General features: G+C 60.2%; 16 protein-coding genes. 15 read left to right on the top strand and 1 reads right to left on the bottom strand.

Annotated features, from left to right (window positions below; all coding sequences use genetic code 11):
- Positions 1-225 precede the first annotated feature (225 nt).
- Both SIC14_RS18145 and SIC14_RS18140 read left to right on the top strand, forming a co-directional pair.
- Positions 226-612: a hypothetical protein gene (locus SIC14_RS18145; protein WP_412563314.1), complete on the top strand. Its 387-nt coding sequence runs from the start codon at positions 226-228 to the stop codon at positions 610-612.
- Complete coding sequence (locus SIC14_RS18140) at positions 609-1,247, top strand: tetratricopeptide repeat protein (protein ID WP_412563313.1); 639 nt, start codon at positions 609-611, stop codon at positions 1,245-1,247. The genes SIC14_RS18145 and SIC14_RS18140 overlap by 4 nt, the downstream gene beginning before the upstream one ends.
- A 24-nt stretch (positions 1,248-1,271) precedes the next feature.
- Here the strand turns inward: SIC14_RS18140 and SIC14_RS18135 are convergent, their stop codons facing one another.
- Positions 1,272-4,490: a hypothetical protein gene (locus SIC14_RS18135; RefSeq protein ID WP_412563312.1), complete on the bottom strand. Its 3,219-nt coding sequence runs from the start codon at positions 4,488-4,490 to the stop codon at positions 1,272-1,274.
- 138 nt (positions 4,491-4,628) lie between these two features.
- Between SIC14_RS18135 and flgB the strand changes: the two genes are divergently transcribed.
- The 13 genes from flgB (at position 4,629) to SIC14_RS18070 (ending at position 16,984) form a co-directional block, all read left to right on the top strand.
- On the top strand, positions 4,629-5,012 hold the full coding sequence (gene flgB / locus SIC14_RS18130) for a flagellar basal body rod protein FlgB (RefSeq protein ID WP_412563311.1): 384 nt from the start codon (positions 4,629-4,631) through the stop codon (positions 5,010-5,012).
- A gap of 6 nt (positions 5,013-5,018) precedes the next feature.
- Positions 5,019-5,429 carry a flagellar basal body rod protein FlgC gene (gene flgC, locus SIC14_RS18125; RefSeq protein ID WP_412563310.1) on the top strand — a complete coding sequence of 137 codons (411 nt, stop codon included), beginning with the start codon at positions 5,019-5,021 and terminating at the stop codon, positions 5,427-5,429.
- Positions 5,426-6,091 carry a flagellar hook assembly protein FlgD gene (locus tag SIC14_RS18120; RefSeq protein ID WP_412563309.1) on the top strand — a complete coding sequence of 222 codons (666 nt, stop codon included), beginning with the start codon at positions 5,426-5,428 and terminating at the stop codon, positions 6,089-6,091. The genes flgC and SIC14_RS18120 overlap by 4 nt, the downstream gene beginning before the upstream one ends.
- 37 nt (positions 6,092-6,128) lie before the next feature.
- Positions 6,129-7,379 carry a flagellar hook protein FlgE gene (locus tag SIC14_RS18115; protein ID WP_412563308.1) on the top strand — a complete coding sequence of 417 codons (1,251 nt, stop codon included), beginning with the start codon at positions 6,129-6,131 and terminating at the stop codon, positions 7,377-7,379.
- Between the two features lie 36 nt (positions 7,380-7,415).
- Positions 7,416-8,183: a flagellar hook-basal body complex protein gene (locus SIC14_RS18110; RefSeq protein ID WP_412563307.1), complete on the top strand. Its 768-nt coding sequence runs from the start codon at positions 7,416-7,418 to the stop codon at positions 8,181-8,183.
- Positions 8,184-8,281: 98 nt separating this feature from the next.
- Positions 8,282-9,070 (top strand): flagellar basal-body rod protein FlgG, encoded by a 789-nt coding sequence (flgG, locus tag SIC14_RS18105; RefSeq protein WP_412563306.1) that lies wholly within the window; start codon positions 8,282-8,284, stop codon positions 9,068-9,070.
- Between the two features lie 11 nt (positions 9,071-9,081).
- Positions 9,082-9,750 carry a flagellar basal body L-ring protein FlgH gene (locus SIC14_RS18100; RefSeq protein WP_412563305.1) on the top strand — a complete coding sequence of 223 codons (669 nt, stop codon included), beginning with the start codon at positions 9,082-9,084 and terminating at the stop codon, positions 9,748-9,750.
- Positions 9,751-9,768: 18 nt separating this feature from the next.
- Positions 9,769-10,899 carry a flagellar basal body P-ring protein FlgI gene (locus tag SIC14_RS18095; protein WP_412563304.1) on the top strand — a complete coding sequence of 377 codons (1,131 nt, stop codon included), beginning with the start codon at positions 9,769-9,771 and terminating at the stop codon, positions 10,897-10,899.
- Positions 10,900-10,910: 11 nt separating this feature from the next.
- Positions 10,911-11,255, top strand: a complete 345-nt coding sequence (locus SIC14_RS18090; RefSeq protein ID WP_412563303.1) for a rod-binding protein — start codon at positions 10,911-10,913, stop codon at positions 11,253-11,255.
- A complete protein-coding gene (locus SIC14_RS18085) occupies positions 11,252-13,579 on the top strand; it encodes a FlgK family flagellar hook-associated protein (protein WP_412563302.1) in 2,328 nt (775 codons plus the stop codon). Before SIC14_RS18090 ends, SIC14_RS18085 begins: the two co-directional genes overlap by 4 nt.
- Before the next feature lie 3 nt (positions 13,580-13,582).
- Positions 13,583-14,857: a flagellar hook-associated protein FlgL gene (gene flgL / locus SIC14_RS18080; RefSeq protein ID WP_412563301.1), complete on the top strand. Its 1,275-nt coding sequence runs from the start codon at positions 13,583-13,585 to the stop codon at positions 14,855-14,857.
- Entirely contained in the window at positions 14,841-15,713 is an 873-nt protein-coding gene (locus SIC14_RS18075; protein WP_412563300.1) for a transglycosylase SLT domain-containing protein, read from the top strand. The genes flgL and SIC14_RS18075 overlap by 17 nt, the downstream gene beginning before the upstream one ends.
- A 200-nt stretch (positions 15,714-15,913) precedes the next feature.
- The gene (locus SIC14_RS18070) at positions 15,914-16,984 is read left to right on the top strand and encodes a sigma-54 interaction domain-containing protein (protein WP_412563299.1); all 1,071 of its coding nucleotides are present in this window, start codon (positions 15,914-15,916) and stop codon (positions 16,982-16,984) included.
- Positions 16,985-17,144: the final 160 nt, after the last annotated feature.

The following is a 17,144-nucleotide window of genomic DNA, read 5'->3' as shown; positions in this document are numbered from 1 at the left end:
AGCGGTGGCAAAGTTATCCACAATCCTCCAGGGGTAGCGGCAGCTTTTCAATACCCGCTTTGCGTGTCAACAGAAGACTTGTGAATGCAAAGACAATGCCAACCGCAAACCGTTGCCGTCAAAATACAGCAGCTTGGCAACTAATGCCTAAGATGGGGGCAGATCGGGACGTTTAGCTATGTGAGCCAAACGGCAAGATTTCGAATGATCCGGAAGGATAAGTTTATGTCATCTAGGAAGGTGCGTTCTCTCACCCGCAACCTGGGCCAATATCGTCAGGTCAGTGCGCGTGGGGATGACAGCCATCAAGATTTCCAGCTGGTGCGTCAGGAAACGCACCTGTCCAACGTGTCTCAGGTCGAACGCTTTCTGCCCGACATCCTGGGCCGTGCTTTGGCGCGCTGCTGGATCGACAAAGGGTTCCGGCAGGAATTTTACCTGGCCCCCAAAGACACCCTTGCAGATTACCATGTGCATTTGCCCGAAGATATTCTGGTCTCGGTCGAGACAGATCCCGGTGAACGGTCCAAGGTTGTTGTTTACGAACAGCGCCGGGCCAACCTGCCCAAACGCATCATGTATCTGCAGCTGGTTATGATGGCTGGCAGATGAAGTCACGCTGGTCCCATATCCTGGGGCTTTGCGCCACGCTCAGCGTATTGGCGCAGCCTGCTCAGCCCAACGCCTTCTCCGAGGCGGTGGCCGCAGCCCGTTCCGGGCAGGCGGCGCAGGCGGTGCAGATGTTCCGTGAGCTGGCGGATCAGCACAATGGGCCGGCACAGTTTAACCTCGCCGTGCTTTATGCGCTGGGGTCCGGGGTGACGCAGAATGATGAAACCGCGCTCTACTGGGCGTGGAAAGCGCGGTTTTCCGGCGTCGGCAAGGCAAAAACCCTGACCAACTATCTTGGATCGGGGGCCACCCCCGAGCTGCTGGAGAAGGTGCAACGCCGGTTGCGCGATGACCTTCTGGAAGATGTGAACGGCGGCAACAAAGACGCCATGCTGGCGCTTGGCCGTGTGTTCCTTGAGATCACCGATCCCATCGACAATGAACAGGCGCTGGTCTGGTTTACGATGGCCGCTGCCCTGCAGGTGCCTCATGCCAGCAAATGGCGTGATGTGACCTCGCGCAAATTGGATCGCGAAACGCGGCTGACCGCGCAAAATCGCGCGGCAAGTCTGTATCAGCAATGGTGCGATCGCCACGGGGCGGCCTATGCCAACCTGTGCAGCTACAACAGCTGATCTGATCCTTCGCCCCACCACGGCTTATCCTTTCGGGAAGAACTTGTAGATATCATCGAGGGTTGCTTTGCCTTCGCGCGATTGAGCGGCCTGTTGGGCGGCTGCGGCGGAAACCGGGGCTGTTTGTGGTGCTTCGGCTTTAGGTGTTGGCGTGCTGTTGGGGGCGATTGACGGGGCGGCGGGCGCGGGTTCCGCCGCGGCCACGGGGGCTTGGGCCATCAGATTAGCCACAGCCACCGCGCCGCCTTTCAGCAGGTCCAGATCTGCGATCAACTGATCCAACGCGCCATTCAGAGCATTTGCGTCGGCAGGCGATTGACCCAGGAACCCGTTGAGCGTCTCCACCCAAGAGGCATACTCCATCTGTTCCGCCGCATGCAGCAACCGGTCGGCATGGGCCCGTGATTTCGACAGCCGATCCGCAATCCCGTCATCCGAACGGCGCTGGACCCCAAGGGCCTCCAGCGTTTCCTCGACCATCTCGTCAAAGATTTTCTGGAACCCGTCATCCTCGTTAAAGGCGCTGATCGGGGTAGGGTCGATTTCGACGCTGCCAGCCGTTTCAGGGGCTATTTCAGGGGCCGGAGCGGGTTCAGGTGCCCGTTCCACTGCCGGAGACGGCGCGGTAGCGACCGGCGGCTCGGGATCAGCAGGGGGTTCGGCTGCGGCTTCTGGTGCATCCGCGCCGCCGTCATCATCCCAGGACCAGAAATCATCGCTGTCCCAATCGTCGCGTTTTTGCGATCCTTCATAGGTGTCGGTCACCAGCGCTTTGGGTGCTTTGGGAATGTCGGCCTCCTCCACTTCCGGTTCCGGCGCGGCCGCTTTCGGGGCGGGCGGGGCGTCGGCAACGGGCGGCGTGTAGGTGTCATCAGCCGGAATGTCGACCTCGGGTTTGTCGCCGCGCAGCGCCTGCAGATCGGCGCGCACCTTATCAATCGCGGCGTTCAGACTGTTTTCATCCTCCAGCACCGGCACGTCGAAGGCAAAGTCCTCCAAAACTTTGACCCAATTGGTGAACTCCATTTGGGTGGCGGCGTGCAGCAGACGTGCGGCGGTGTCATCGGCCCGTTTCAGGCGGGCGTCAAACTCGGCCTGCCATTGGCGGGCCAGACCCAGTTGTTGCAGCGTTTCCACCACCATTTCTTCCCAGATCTTCATATAGAGATGATCTTCGGCAAAGGTGCTGATCGGGGTTGTGTCGATCTCGACGCTGCTTTCCACGGGTTCCGGTTCGGCGGCTTCTTCCTCTTCGGTGGTTGCTTCGTCGGCGACCGTGCTTTCGCTTTCGCCCTCGCTGTCTTCATCGAAGTCAAAGACGTCATCGTCGTTGGAATGCGCGCTGTCGCCCATTTCCGCAAAGAGCGAGTCCATATTGGCCATGCCGTCCGCTGGCGTGGCGGCTGGTTCTGCGGGAGCAGGTGCGGGTTCTGTCGCTGGCGCTTCTGCCGCGACTTCTGCCTCGGCTGCCGCTTCGGCCTCCGCAGCCTCAAGCGCCCCTTCGGGCAGGTCTACGGGCGGCTTGCCGCCCCGCAGCGCCTGCAACTGGCCAACCAGCTTGTCGATTGCCGCATCAAGGGCTGCCGCATCTTCCAAGGCCGGGCAGTCAAAAGCGAACTCTTCCAGCGGGGCAATCCACCGAGGGAACTCCATCTGGCGCGCCGCATAGCACAGCCGGTCGGCGTGGAAATCCGCCTTCTTTTGCCGGCTTTCAAAATCCCCACCGCTTTTGCGGGTAATCTGCAAGCCTTGCAGGGTCTCAACCACCATTTCTTCCCAGATCTGGCAATACATCTCATCCTGCGCAAAGGCGCTGAGGGGACCGTCGTCCACCTCTTCAACTGGCGCAGGCTCCGCAGCGGCTTCGGGCGCTGCTGGTTCGGGTGTGGGCGTTGGGTCCGGTTCCGGTGTTGCTTCGGCGGCAGCTACTTTGGCGGCGGCATCTTCGCCGTGCTGGACCGGTCGCTCTGCGGCGGCTTCCTCCATATCGGCCTCTTTGGCCGCGTTTTTGGCGGCCAGATCTTCCGGGCTCAGGTCTTCGTCAAATTCCAGTGCCCCTTCGCCTGAGGCTTCGTCGCCATCGACCATCTCGGCAAATAGCGCGTCCATCGAGGCCATCGGGTCCACCACCGCAGCCGGTTCAGGCTTTGGAGCGGGCGCTGGTTCGGGTTCAGGGGCAGGGGGATCTTCGGCGACGGGTTCTGGTTTCGGGGCCGGTTTCGGGGCAGGGGTGGCAGGCACCTCGACCGCAGGCAGATCGGGTGCTGCAGCACCGTCCAATGCAGCCAGATCAGTGATCCCTGTGTTCAGTCGCTGGTCCAACTCCCATTCAAAATCGATGTGGTCACAGTCAAAGGCAATGGCATTGGCCGTGTTCGCCCAGTCCGCATCACCCATGCGTTTGGCGCCAAAGCCTAGCCAGTCCGCATCCTTCTTGGCCTGTTCCAGCCGGTCTTCAAAGCCGTCTTCAGACAGACGGACCTTGGTCAGCTTGTCGAGGCCTTCCTGTTTCATCTCGGCCCAGATCTGCTGATACATTTCGTCGTCAGCGTAGTCCGGTGTCTTGATTTTCTCTTTCTTGAACTGCGGTTTTGGCGGGGCCTCGGGTTCGGGCTCCGGTTCGGGGGCTGCGGGCGGCGGGGTGATCACGGCTTCGGCTGCGGGATCTGCGGCCCCATCTGCGTCATCGCCACCCAATGCCGCAAGGGCGGAAAGGTCCATTTCAGCGGCCCCAGCCGCTGCCGCAGGCGCGTCGCCTGCTTCTGCCCCGTCGCTGTCACCCCCACCAAGGGCGTCCAGTGCAGAGAGATCCAATTCACCACCCGCTGCCGAGGCGGCGGCAGGGGTATCGCCACCCGCTGCCTCTTCTTCTTCAGGCTCGGCCGCGCCAAACAGTGCCCCAAGGTTGTCGAGGTCCATCGCCATGACTGTGCCCTGTTTTTCCGGCTCCGGCGCGGGTTCGGGTTCAGGGGCCACTTCGACCACTTCTTCTTCGACTTTTTTCGGTTTGGGGGCTGCTTTCTTGCGGCTGCGACGGGTCGGCTTCTTCGGTTTTTGTGCGTCTTCCAGCAGTTTGATCCGCGCCTTCATCAAGGTGCGGCGCTTCTCAATGGAAGGCTCATCTTCGAAGGCCAGCTGCAGCTCATCTGCGGCCTCTTCAACGGGCAATTCATTCACTGCTTTCAACAGCTTGGTAATCACTGGCGGGATCTTCACCCGTGCGCGCTTGGTGGTGCGTGCCATGTTTTTCCTCGTCTCGCTCGCTTGGCATCATCCTTGCAGGAAACCGGGCGATCGGCCCCGCTGGATGCCAAGAGGTCAGCAAGTATCGCGCCAAGTTCAGCCGGGGTCAGAAAAAAGCAACCGAGGTGAGGACAGCCCATGTCTGCCATTGAAAATCATCTGAACCTGCATGCTCAGGCGCTGCAGTTGCGCGAGAGACGCAACGGGGTTCTGGCGTCCAATATCGCCAATGCGGCCACCCCCGGCTTCAAGGCGCGGGATATGGATTTCAAGGCCGAGCTGAGCCAGGCCATTGGGGCCGGCCAGCTGAAGACCACCAGTGAGGGGCATATCCCTGTTGGTGGCACCAGCGCGGCGGGGATGCTTTACCGCAAACCCACAACCTCTTCGCTGGATGGCAACACCGTTGAAATTGCGGTGGAGCAGATGGAGTTCGCCCAGAACACGCTGCGCTACCAGTCGAGCCTTGAGTTTCTGAACCGCAAGATCCGGGGCCTGACCCGCGCGATCAAAGGGGAGTGATGACAGATGACAATGAACGTTTTTGATGTTTCAGCCCGCGCCATGAATGCGCAGATGCTGCGGCTGAACACCGTGGCATCGAACCTCGCCAATATGAACTCGGTCAGCACCACCCGCGACGGCGCCTACAAGCCGATGCGGCCGGTGTTTGAGACCCAGTTTGCCGATCAGCTGCAGCAAACCGGACTGTCCACAGTGGATGTGTCCTCGGTGGTGCAGCTGGACCGTGCCCCCACACAGAGCTTCCAGCCGGATCACCCGCTGGCCAATGAAGAGGGCTATGTGTTCCAGTCTTCGGTCAACTCGGATGAAGAGATGGTCGAGATGATGGAAGCCTCTCGCCAATATCAGAACACGCTGGAGGTTGTGTCGACATTGCGCAACCTGATGGCCAAGACAACAAGGATGGGTCAATGAGTATTGAGGCAAGTTCGAGCGTATCGGGAATACGGTCTGTTGCGGACATGCGGGCCAACGCCGAGGCCGGCACCCGCACAGAGATGGATGCTTCGGATTTCCTGACGCTGCTGACCGCACAGCTGCAGAACCAGGACCCCAGCTCGCCGATGGAAAACGGTGAGTTTCTGGCCCAGCTTGCTCAGATGTCCTCGGTGCAGGGGATGGAGCGGTTGAACGAGACCCTGGGCGGCGTTGCATCGACGATGAGCAATTCGATGATCTCGGAGGCGTCGTCAATCCTGGGCAAAAGCGCCCTTGTTGAAGGCAGCGTCACCCGCGCCAGAGGCGGCGAGGTTCACGGCCGTGTGCATGTCCCCAATGACGACAGCACAGTGACGTTGACCTACACGGATGCCAGCACTGGCGAAATTTTACACAGCCAGGTCCATTCCAACCAACTATCTGGTCCAATGGACTTTTCTTGGAAAGAAGCCCCCGCCGATGACAGAAAAATTCGCATTTCTGCCACGGTAAACGATCTGGGTGGCACGATTGATGCATCAACGGCGGTATACGCTCAGGTTGAGGGGGTCGAGTTCGATCCGATCTCCCGCGATATGACGCTGCAGTTGAAAGATTACGGCGCTTACCTGGCCACAGAAATCACCGCCCTGCGTTAACCGCTTCGGGCCATGTTCGAAAACAAAGAGGACGCACATGACCAGTTTTATCGCATTGTCAGGTCTGAATGCCGCGCAGGCGGAACTTTCGACCACATCGAACAATATTGCCAATGTTAACACTCTGGGCTTCCGCGCCAGCCGGGCCGAATTCTCGGACCTGTTTACACGTTCCCCGTATGTGACGTCGCGGACGTCCAGTGGTTCCGGCGTGCGGGTGCAGAACATCCGTCAGAGCTTTAACCAAGGGGCTGTGTCGCAGACCTCCGACACGCTGGACCTGACCATTCAGGGGCAGGGGTTCTTCACCATTTCGGACGCAGTCCAAAACGGCAACCTGTCCTACACCCGTGCCGGCGCCTTTGGTGTGGATGAAAACAACTACCTGGTGAACAGCGGTGGTGGTTTCCTGCAGGGGTTCCCCACCAACGTGGACGGTAGCCTGTCGGATCAGATGGAGATCGACCGTATTCAGGTGCCCAAGACCCAAGGTGACCCGGTGCAGACAACCCAGGTGGATCTGGCGGTGAGCCTGCAGTTTGGTGCCGCTGGCCTTGGCAGTCAGGACGCGGTTCCGCCCACCGGTGCCTTTGATCCCAATGACAGCACCACCTACGCCAACATGGCGCCGATCAACGTGTTGAACGCCGACGGCAATGCCGTGCCGGCTGCGGTTTACTTTATCCGCAACCAAGATCCCAGCGGTGCTGATCCGACCACCACTTACGAAATGCGCATGGTGGTGGATGGCGAAACCATGACCGCCACCCCGGATGAGATCAACTTTGACAGCGATGGCAATCCGACCACCCCGATTGCCAGCATGGCGTTCTCTGGGTCCAGCTGGAACCTGAGCCTTGATCTGGCGGAAACCACCATGACCAACGAGAGCTTCCACGTGGAATCCTCGGCGCATGATGGCCAGAAACCCCGTGGTTTGTCGGGGCTGGAAATTGGCGACGACGGTCTGATCTGGGCATCCTACGCCGGTGATCTGAGCATTGCGCTGGGACAGTTGGCGATCGGCAACTTCTCCAACGTGCAAGGGCTGAAGAACCTGGGCCAGGCCAGCTTTGCCCCGACCAATGAATCCGGCGACGTCGAATATGGCGTGGCAGGGTCTGACGGCATGGGCAACATCGAAAGCGGCGCATTGGAACTGTCCAACGTCGACCTGACCTCGGAACTGGTGGATTTGATCACCGCGCAGCGGAACTATCAGGCCTCGGCCAAAGCGCTCGAGACCAGCTCGGCGATGTCGCAGACCATCATGAACATCCGCGGTTAATCCCGGATCGTCTAAGCTAACTGAAAGGCGCGTCACATGGATCGCATGATCTATACGGCTCTGAATGCTCTGTCCACGCAGCGGGACCAGCGCATCACGCAGGCGCAAAACCTGGCGAACATGAATGTTCCCGGTTTCCGCAGGGATCTGGCCAACGAAGGCCGGACTTATTTTGCGGAAGCCCTGGATACGGCCAAGGTCCGCGCCTTTCAGACTGAAACCGGGTCGGCAGGTTTCCTGACCGACTCGGGGCCGTTGCAGCCCACCGGCGGTGAGTTGGATATTGCGGTGATCGATGAAGGTTACCTCTATATTCAGCCCGACAGCGGCGGCGAACCGGCGCTGACCCGACGTGGCGACATGCGTCGTTCGTTAGACGGGGTTTTGGTCAACGGGGCGGGCGAGACAATGCTCGACCCGAATATGGACCCGATTGAGCTGCAGGAATACCGCGAGATCACCATCACCGATATTGGTGAAATCTGGATTGTCCCCTCCAACGCAGAACCTGGTGCCGCACCCATTCTGGGCGGCACCCTGGCCACGGTGATACCGGATGAGGAAACCGTGCTGCGCAAATCCAGCGACGGTCAGATCCGAATGGAAGACGGCACGGTGCCCAATCCCAACCAGCTGGCCAAGATCAACCAGGGCGCGCTGGAAGGCAGCAACGTGAATACGGTTGAAGAGCTAATCAGCTCGATTGAGATGCAGCGGAATTTCGAATTGAACATCCGTCTGGTCTCCAACGCCTCCAAACTAGATGAGGCTTCGGCCCGTCTGTTACGGTCTCCCGACAGTTAATTTTAGCATTTAGCGCCCCTCCGGGCGGGAAATGGCACGGCCTTTGCACCTGTTAAGGCAACACAGGTTCAACAGCCGCCACCCCAAGGAGGACAGGCATGTCAAGCAGCGCAATGCACGTGGCCAAAACTGGCCTCAACGCCCAACAGTCTCGTATTCAGGTTATCTCGAACAACCTGGCCAACGTGAACACCACCGGCTTCAAACGGGACCGGGCGAATTTCGAAACTCTGCTGTATCAGACCTGGCGACCTGCCGGGGCGCAGACCTCTGAAGACACCCAGATGACCTCGGGGTCGTCGATCGGGACCGGGGTGCGGATGGTAAGCACGGAAAAGACCTATTCCCAAGGCAACATGATCAACACTGAAAACGCCCTGGATATTGCCATCGACGGCAACGGGTTCTTTCAGGTTCTGATGCCGGATGGTCGGATGGGCTATTCGCGCAACGGCACCTTTGGCCGGAACGCCGAAGGGGTGATCGCGACCGCCAGCGGCTATGTGCTGCAGCCGGAAATCACCCTGCCAGCAGATGCCACCAACGTTACCATTTCCAATGACGGGATCGTCAGCGTCACCACCCCGGGCGACGTGGAGCCGCAGGAGGTGGGGCAGATCACCCTGACCCGTTTTGTGAACCCGCGCGGCCTGACACCGGTGGGGGAAAATATGGCGGTGGAAAGCCAGGCCAGTGGCGAGCCAATCATTTCGGTTCCGACGCAAGAAGGGGCCGGCCGGCTGCTGCAGGGGCAGCTGGAAGCATCGAATGTGAACGTGGTGCAGGAGCTGGTGGAAATGATCGAGGCGCAGCGTGCCTATGAGGTGAACTCAAAGTCGATCTCCGCCACCGATGAAATGCTCCGCTTCCTGTCCAACAAACTGTAAGGAGAGCAGTAATGGAATTTCGTAAGACTATGGTTTTGTTTGCCGTTCCCGCCGCGCTGACCGTTTCGGGCTGTGCCACGGAGCAAGAGGCGGCCGCGTCGCGCGACTGGGCGCCTGTTTATCAGGAACCGCTGCCACAGCCGACCGGCCAGCTTGCTTCGGGGGCGATTTTTTCGGGCGGGCAGATGGGGCTTTTTGCCACCGACCGTCGCGCCAGCCAGGTGGGCGACATTTTGACGATCATCCTGCAGGAGAAGTTCCAGGCCTCCAAGGCACAGAACGCGTCCTCGTCCAAGGCGGATTACTTCTCGCTCGATACGCCTGATATTCTTGGCATCAACGACACAGATCTCTCGATGGGCACCAACAAGACCTTTAACGGCAACGGCCGTGCCTCGCAGTCGAACTCGCTGAGTGGCCGTATGTCGGTTTCGGTGGTGCGGGTGCTGCCCGGTGGCAATCTGGAAGTGATTGGTCAGAAGAAACTGACCCTGAACAACGGTGATGAATACATCCGTCTGCGCGGCATTGTCCGGCAGGCCGACATTACCGCAGATAACACCGTTGACAGTGATCGTCTGGCTGATGCCGAGATCAAGTACATCGGCGCTGGTGATGTTGCTGACACCGGCAAGAAAGGCTGGCTGCGTCGCGGTGTTGACGCTGTTTCCCCGCTCTGATCCGAAAGGGTATAGACTATGAATCGCAAGATCCTCCGCGCATTTGTTGCCGGGCTTTGCATTATTGCAAGCGTTAGCACCGCTTCTGCTGACCGGTTGAAAGATCTGGCCTCGGTGGCTGGGGTGCGTTCCAACGCGCTGGTCGGTTATGGGCTGGTGATGGGTCTGGCTGGCACCGGTGACGGTGGCTCCAAGCTGACCCAACAATCTATGCAATCGCTGATTTCGCGTCTGGGCCTCGACACCGAACCGGGGGATCTTGATACCAAAAACGTCGCTGCCGTGATGGTCACGGCGGAGATGCCTCCCTTCATGAAGCCCGGTCAGGTGCTGGACGTCACTGTCTCCACCGCAGGCCGCGCCAAGTCGCTGAAGGGCGGCACGTTGCTGATGACCCCGTTGATGGGCGCTGACGGTGAAGTTTATGCCATCGCCCAGGGCAACCTTGTTGTGGGTGGCCTGGGGGTTGAAGGCGGTGACGGTTCGTCGCTGGTGGTCAATGTGCCAACAGTGGGCCGGGTGCCCGGTGGCGCCACCATCGAACGCCTGGTGGAAACGCCGTTTCTTGAAGCGGAATATCTGGTGCTGAACCTCAACCGTTCCGATTTCTCAACCGCTGCTGCCGTGGTGGAAGCGGTGAACGACATGTTCGGTGACGGTGTTGCGGTGGCGCTGGACGGCACCTCTGTCCGGGTCCGTGCCCCGGCTGATCCGGCACAGCGCGTGTCCTTCATGGGCCTGTTGGAAAACATTGATGTCACCCCGGCAGAAGCCGCCGCGCAGGTGATCGTCAACGCCCGCACCGGCACTGTGGTGATCGGCGGCTCTGTCCGTGTGACGCCATCGGCTGTCAGCCACGGGTCGCTGACCGTGCGGGTGAACGAAGACTTCAATGTGGATCAGGGCGCTTCCGTGGTGACCAATGGCGACAATGTGATCGTTGCTCCCGGTGAGCCAGTGATCACCCCCGACAGCGCCATCGAAGTGACCGAAGACACCTCTCCCGCCTTTATCTTTGATCCGGGCGTCAACCTCAGCTCGCTGGTGGATGCGATCAACGCCGTTGGGGCCAGCCCTGCAGATTTGGTTGCCATTCTTGAAGCGCTGCACCGCGCGGGTTCGCTGCGCGCTGAATTGATCGTCATCTGACTGAGGTCGTTATGAGTTTTTCGCTTCCGAACAATCCAATGATGGATCTGACCCCCAGCCTGCAGCTCAACCGGCAGGATGGGGTGCAGAGCAGCGCCAAGACCGCCGCCGATGAGTTGGATCCCCGCATGCGCCAGGCCGCCGAAGGCTTTGAGGCGCTGTTTCTGCAGCAGATGGTAAAGGCGGGCCGTGAAGCCAGTCTGGGCGATGACCTGCTGGGCGGTTCGGGTGTGTCACGGATGCAGAGCATGTTGGATCAGCAATTGACCGAAGATGCCACCGGGGCCGCGGGGCTGGGCATGGCAGATGCCATTGTGCGCCAGTTTGCGCCATTTGCAAAGAAAGCTGACGGATGAGTAGCATTATGAATATCGGCATCTCCGGGATGCTGGCGTCGCGCACCGCGCTGACGATCACCTCGGAGAATGTCGCCAACGCCGATACCGAAGGGTATTCGCGCCGCTCTGTGATCACCAAAGAGGCGGCCGGAGCCGGCTCAAACCCGTTTTCCACCTCCTCCACAGGGCAGGGGGTGTTGATCGAAGATGTGCGCCGCGCGTTTGACGAACTGGTGGTGGAGCAGGTGCGCGAAACCGGCGGGGCTGTGATCTCGGCGGAAACCATGGTGCCGGCGCTGGAGCAGCTGGAGAACCGGATGCTGCCTGATGCGGGTGGCGTCGAAGAGATGTTGTCGAGCTATTTTGAAGCCATTGAGGGGTTGGCCTCGATGCCCGAAGACCGCGGCATGCGGTCGGTTATGCTGGAAGCGGGCGGCGGGTTGGCCAGTGCGGTTGCTGATATGGCGGGCGACATTCGCGATCTTGGCGAATACCTGCATGCGCAGGGCGATCAGGTGTTGGGTCGGATCAACGGCCTGTTGGTGGAAATGGACAAACTGCAGCATCGCATGGGGCTTTCTTCGGTGCCGGGGGCCGACAATGCGGTGATGGACCGGCGCGACAAGCTGCTGACGGATCTGTCCAACCTGGTTGATATCAGCGTCGATTACAGTGATCTGGGCATTGCCACCGTATCGCTTGGCAGCGGACCTGGCGGGCCCAAGCTGCTATCGGTGGATGGGCCGGCGCGGGTCACGATGAATGCGGACCTGTCGCTGAACGTGCGGGGCGCCAGTGCTGGGTCACTGGCCAGTGATGCGGTAACCCGCAGTGCGTCAGCAGGTCAGCTGCACGGACTTGCCTCTGCAGTAGGTGCGATCAACGCAACCCTGTCGGATCTGAACAGTTTTGCCAGCACCCTGGCGGATCAGATGAACATGATCCACCAAAGTTCCCGGGACGCCAGTGGCGCTGAAGGGGTGCGGATGTTCTCATTGAATGGTTGGGACGCAAAACCAGCGCCCTCCAACTCGGGCAGCTCGCTGGCTGAGGCAACCGAGATCGAAGGCGAAACCCCGCCCACCGATACGATCCGTCTGATCCGGGATGAGACCGCCGGGGTCTGGAATGCCTATGACGAAAGCAACACCCTGCTGGGCAGCGGCACCACCTCGATCACCTTGACCGGTATGCAGATTGATCTGACCGGCACCGGGGCGGACGGCGATGTCATCACCCTGGCGCCCACCCATGGCAACGCTGAAAACATGCGGTTCCTGCTCACGGATGTGGATCAGATCGCCTCTGGCGGGGCCATGACCATCAGCCCTGCGATTGCCAACACGGGTAGCTCAACCCTGTCCGCAGCGCCGGGCAGTGAAACCTTCACCAGCCTGCCCACCGTCGAAAGCCTGCTGCCGACAGATGGGTCTTCTGTGGGTTTGTTGTCGGATGGCGTTGTGGGGGTGATCCCGGCTTCGGCCACCGAAGTGACATTGGCCAGCCTTGCCGGTGGCAGCACTGCCTCGGACATCATGGTGTTCACCCGTGAAGGCACGCAGATCGCCGGACCCGCCCTCAGCGGGGCGGCCGCGGCGGCGCTGATGACGGGGGCCAACGGGTTTGCCGATGGGGCCGTTTATGACGGCACCCTGACCGGCGCGGCGAACAACTATCTTGGCACCCAGCTTTCTACCGACGGCAGCACGGCTGCGACCCAGTGGCTGCATCTGACCAACCTGCCTGCCGAAGACCTGATCATCGTAGCAGGCGCGGGCGAGCTGGAAATTGGCGGCGCTGTGACCCATGGCACCGCCACCAGCAACACCGATCGCACCGTGACGCTGAACGTGATCGACGACAGCACCGGCGAGGTTGAACTGCTGGATCAGGCCACCGGACACCGTTTGGGTGGCGGGGTACTGGATGGCAATGGTGACGTGGAAATCGCCGGATTCAGCTTCAGCCTGACCGCGGGCTATGTCACCGGTGACAGTTTTGATGTGGCGGCATCGACATCTGGCATGGGAGATGCACGTGGATTGTCAGCGCTTGCGGATCTGCGCACGCGGGACAACTCTTCGGGGCTGGGCGGCTATCACGCCTTGCTGACCGATATCCGCACCGAAGTGGGTGGGTTGACCGCCGCAGGCAAACGCAAGTTGGAAGTGGCCGAAGCCCAGAATGAATCCGCATTGGCTGCCCATCAGGCCGCAGCCGGGGTGGATCTGGATACCGAGGCCGCGTCCTTGATGAAATACCAGCAGGCCTATCAGGCCAACGCACGCATTATGACTGTGGCGCAGGAATTGTTTTCGACGCTGCTCAGCTCTTTGAGGTAAACCATGACCATCGGCACCTCCCTTCATCACCAATTGGCCAGCCGTCACTTCACGCGGCTTGATACCGATATTTCCAACCTTCAGGCTGAAATTGCCTCGGGCAAGGCGGATCCGCGTTCTTCGGTTGATCCGGTGCGGGCGCTCAACATGTCGGCCACCCGTGACCAGAAGGAAATGGTGGAACAGTTTACGCTGAACCTCGAAAGTGCCGACGCACGGCTGACCCTGTCCGATACCGTGATGGGGGAGGTGGGCAACGTGCTGAACCGCATGGCTGAGATTGCCATTCGCGGCGCCACAGGATCAGTATCGGAAAGCGAACGGGAATCGCTGCGCATCGAGGCAGTGGAGTTGCGCGACAGTCTGGTCAATCTGGCGCAGACCCGCGACAGCACCGGACGCGCCTTGTTTGGCGGCTATCAGACAGATATCGATCCCTTCGCCGATGATGGCAACAACGTGCGCTATATGGGCGATGCAGGGCGTCATGCGTTGCGGGTTTCGGAGAACGCATTGATGGCGACCGGCCTCAACGGGCAAGAGCTGTTTATGGACATTCAGGTCAACGGCCCCGATGGGCCGGAGACCCGCGATCTGTTCACAATTGCCGATGATCTGGTGCATTCGTTGACCCCAGGTGGCGGTGCGCGTCGCGACAGCGTTGACGGTGCGGCCTCGATGCGTTTGCAGCTTGGGTCATCTATTGGCGAAGTGTCCCTGACCATCGAAGGCCCTGGCGGTTCGGTGGATGTTTCCGCCCCCTATATGCAGGCTTCGCCTGACGCGCTGATCGCCGCGATCAATGCGCAGACCGGCACAACCGGTGTGACCGCCATCGTCGATCCCGCCAATCCCAACGCCATCCGACTGGATGCAGCAGGCGACATGACCCTCAGCAAATTTGGCGTCGCGGGCAGCAATGACCGGGACCATCATTCGATGACGGTGACCAAACTGTCTGGGCATGATGTTGACCAGATGACGGTTATGGTCTCTGAGGATCAAACCTCTAACGCTCTGGTGGGCACCCTCAATTCCGCGCTTTATCACGTGGCCGACCGTCGCGCTGAAATCGGTGCGCTGCAACAGGTGGGCGAGCGCCATCTGACCGGTCTCGACAAACGGGCGGAGATGGTAGAGCGCGCCCTGGCGGGCTACGAAGGGCTGGATATTGCCGCCGCCGTGACAGAGTTGCAGGCAATGCTGATGAACCGCGAAGCGGCGCAGCAGACCTACGCCAAGATCTCGACCCGCACCCTGTTTGATTTCCTCAGCTAAGGTGATTGGGGCGCGGTTCATATCCATTGTCAAAGCGGGGGCGCTGGCCTTTGCCTTGATGGCGCAAGCGGCTCTGCCCGCCGCTGCGCGTGCGGTGGATTGTGAACAGATGGCGGCCCGGACGGCGGCGTTACATCGGATCCCCGAAGGTCTGATGCCGGCAATTGCCCGCGTTGAGACAGGCTATAAGCAGGGCGACCGTGGCGTGCGTGCTTGGCCCTGGACCCTGAACGTACAGGGCAAAGGTTATTACTTCAAAACCCGCAAAGAGGCGCTGGCCAAACTGAAGGCGGTTTTGAAAGAGGGTGTGCGCAATGTGGATGTGGGCTGCATGCAGATCAACTACCGCTGGCACGCAGAAAACTTCGCTTCTGTCGAAGAGATGATGACCCCGGAAGCCAACACCCGCTACGCCGCCAAGTTCCTGACACGGTTGAAAAAACGTCATGGCAGCTGGGAAGAGGCCACCAAACACTACCATTCGGCAGACAGTGATCGCGGAACGGCCTATCTGGGCCGGGTGAACCGGGTTCTGGCAAAACTGCCGCAGGAACAGCCTTCCTTTGTGGCCTCAACGGCGGATGGCACCTCCAAAGGTGCCGTGCGCGCGGCGTCACAACACCGGGCCAAGGTGGCCCGTGCCCAAGGCGTTCTGGCCGTAAGCGACACCGCCCTGATTGCGACCCAATCCTACATGGGACAGATGCGTGATGTCGTGCTTCCTGACAGTCCTTTGCCCACGTTTTCAGCCATGCAGGCAAAGCGCACCCGCGGCACCCGTCAACGGCGCATCGCCCGTCTGTCAACGAATCGACAAGATCTGATCGACCAGCTGCGCGCCGAGTTCGCGAACTAAGCGCAACAGCCACAACACGAAAACCTAGCCCAAAGTATGTAACCCGCTCCGTAAGAGAGGCGGGTTTCAACCTCCGATACGTCGATTGTCGTCGGGTTTTTGACTATTCTTAGTGTTAACCGAGCAAGGCAACAGGACAGCGGGCGCATCCCGCCAAAAAACCGCTGCCGCCCCAATGAAAAGACTAAGAAAGCCGCCCCATGACCAATATTTGCACCAATCTGTTTTTCGACGCCGAAGCGCCGATCCTGTTTGAGGTTGATGCCCATGTGGTCGGATCCTCGCCCGCAACCCGCCGGATGAAACAGATGCTGACCGCCGTTGCGCCGTCGGATGCGCCGGTGATGCTGTCGGGTGACACCGGATCGGGCAAGGAACGCGCGGCCACCGCGGTGCATGCGGCTTCGGGTCGTGAAGGCAAACTGGTGGCGGTGAACTGTGCCGCCATTCCCGGTGAGCTGTTGGAATCCGAACTGTTCGGCTACGAAAAAGGCGCCTTTACCGGCGCCGATGAGCAACGTGTTGGCCTGATCGAAATGGCCGACGGCGGCACGCTGTTCCTGGATGAAATCGGGGACATGCCGCTGGCGCTGCAATCCAAGCTGCTGCGGGTTCTGGAAAGCCGCGAAATTCAGCGGGTTGGTGGCCGTGAACATATCGCGGTGGATTTCCGCCTGATCACAGCGACCCACCGTCGTCTGACCGAAGCGGTCTCGGAAGGGAAGTTCCGCGCCGACCTATATTATAGGATCAACGTGCTGCCGGTGCCGGTGCCCTCGCTGTCCGAACGACTGGAAGAAATCCCTGAACTGATCGACCGGATGCTGAAAGACCACACCAGCCAACATCCTCAAGCGAACCTGCCGCATTTTGCCATGGACGCCATTGAACGTCTTCAGGCTCACAGCTGGCCCGGCAACATCCGAGAGCTTCGCAACGTTGTGGACCGCGCCATTGTCATGTTCCCGGGTCGGATGCTGCATGCGGGTGAAGTGGATAACTTCCTGCTGCTGAGCGAAACCGACGGCTCCGCCCCCGGTGCCCCGGGGCAGGCGCTGCCGGTTGGCGATCAAAGCGCGGTTCTGCAGGCGCTGCAGGACAATGGCCAGGTCGACATCCGTTTGATCCTGCGCGACATGGAAATTTCGCTGATCGAAGCGGCGCTGAAAATGTGCGAAGGCAATGTCACCGGCGCCGCCCAGTCGCTAGGGCTGCAGCGCACCACCTTGATCGAGAAAATCAAGAAATACGGCATCAAGAAAAACGGCTGAAGGACCGTTCCCCAAATCCTTCATCTCCTCCCTGTCAGACTGAAAACCCGCTTCTTTGGAAGCGGGTTCTTTTTTGGGGGGACGCTGGGTGAGGTGTCTGGGGGATGTGGGCAGTACGTCGGGGCGCCTGCCAGGTTTGGGGCTTTGCCCCCTTGGCCTG

Origin of the sequence: Thalassobius sp. MITS945101, assembly GCF_047123305.1 — a bacterium.
Classification (GTDB): domain Bacteria; phylum Pseudomonadota; class Alphaproteobacteria; order Rhodobacterales; family Rhodobacteraceae; genus Thalassobius.
The sequence above is the reverse complement of the archived record's forward strand: the minus strand, read 5'-3'. Positions and strand labels throughout refer to the sequence as shown.

Excerpts from the sequence above, each read along its gene's own strand:
- flgG (WP_412563306.1), top strand. The coding sequence starts at position 8,282 with ATGTCAAGCAGCGCAATGCACGTGGCCAAAACTGGCCTCAACGCCCAA.
- SIC14_RS18115 (WP_412563308.1), top strand. The coding sequence starts at position 6,129 with ATGACCAGTTTTATCGCATTGTCAGGTCTGAATGCCGCGCAGGCGGAA.
- flgC (WP_412563310.1), top strand. The coding sequence starts at position 5,019 with ATGACAATGAACGTTTTTGATGTTTCAGCCCGCGCCATGAATGCGCAG.
- flgL (WP_412563301.1), top strand. The coding sequence starts at position 13,583 with ATGACCATCGGCACCTCCCTTCATCACCAATTGGCCAGCCGTCACTTC.
- SIC14_RS18140 (WP_412563313.1), top strand. The coding sequence starts at position 609 with ATGAAGTCACGCTGGTCCCATATCCTGGGGCTTTGCGCCACGCTCAGC.
- SIC14_RS18085 (WP_412563302.1), top strand. The coding sequence starts at position 11,252 with ATGAGTAGCATTATGAATATCGGCATCTCCGGGATGCTGGCGTCGCGC.
- SIC14_RS18110 (WP_412563307.1), top strand. The coding sequence starts at position 7,416 with ATGGATCGCATGATCTATACGGCTCTGAATGCTCTGTCCACGCAGCGG.
- SIC14_RS18120 (WP_412563309.1), top strand. The coding sequence starts at position 5,426 with ATGAGTATTGAGGCAAGTTCGAGCGTATCGGGAATACGGTCTGTTGCG.
- SIC14_RS18145 (WP_412563314.1), top strand. The coding sequence starts at position 226 with ATGTCATCTAGGAAGGTGCGTTCTCTCACCCGCAACCTGGGCCAATAT.
- SIC14_RS18095 (WP_412563304.1), top strand. The coding sequence starts at position 9,769 with ATGAATCGCAAGATCCTCCGCGCATTTGTTGCCGGGCTTTGCATTATT.
- flgB (WP_412563311.1), top strand. The coding sequence starts at position 4,629 with ATGTCTGCCATTGAAAATCATCTGAACCTGCATGCTCAGGCGCTGCAG.
- SIC14_RS18070 (WP_412563299.1), top strand. The coding sequence starts at position 15,914 with ATGACCAATATTTGCACCAATCTGTTTTTCGACGCCGAAGCGCCGATC.
- SIC14_RS18090 (WP_412563303.1), top strand. The coding sequence starts at position 10,911 with ATGAGTTTTTCGCTTCCGAACAATCCAATGATGGATCTGACCCCCAGC.
- SIC14_RS18100 (WP_412563305.1), top strand. The coding sequence starts at position 9,082 with ATGGAATTTCGTAAGACTATGGTTTTGTTTGCCGTTCCCGCCGCGCTG.
- SIC14_RS18135 (WP_412563312.1), bottom strand. The coding sequence starts at position 4,490 with ATGGCACGCACCACCAAGCGCGCACGGGTGAAGATCCCGCCAGTGATT.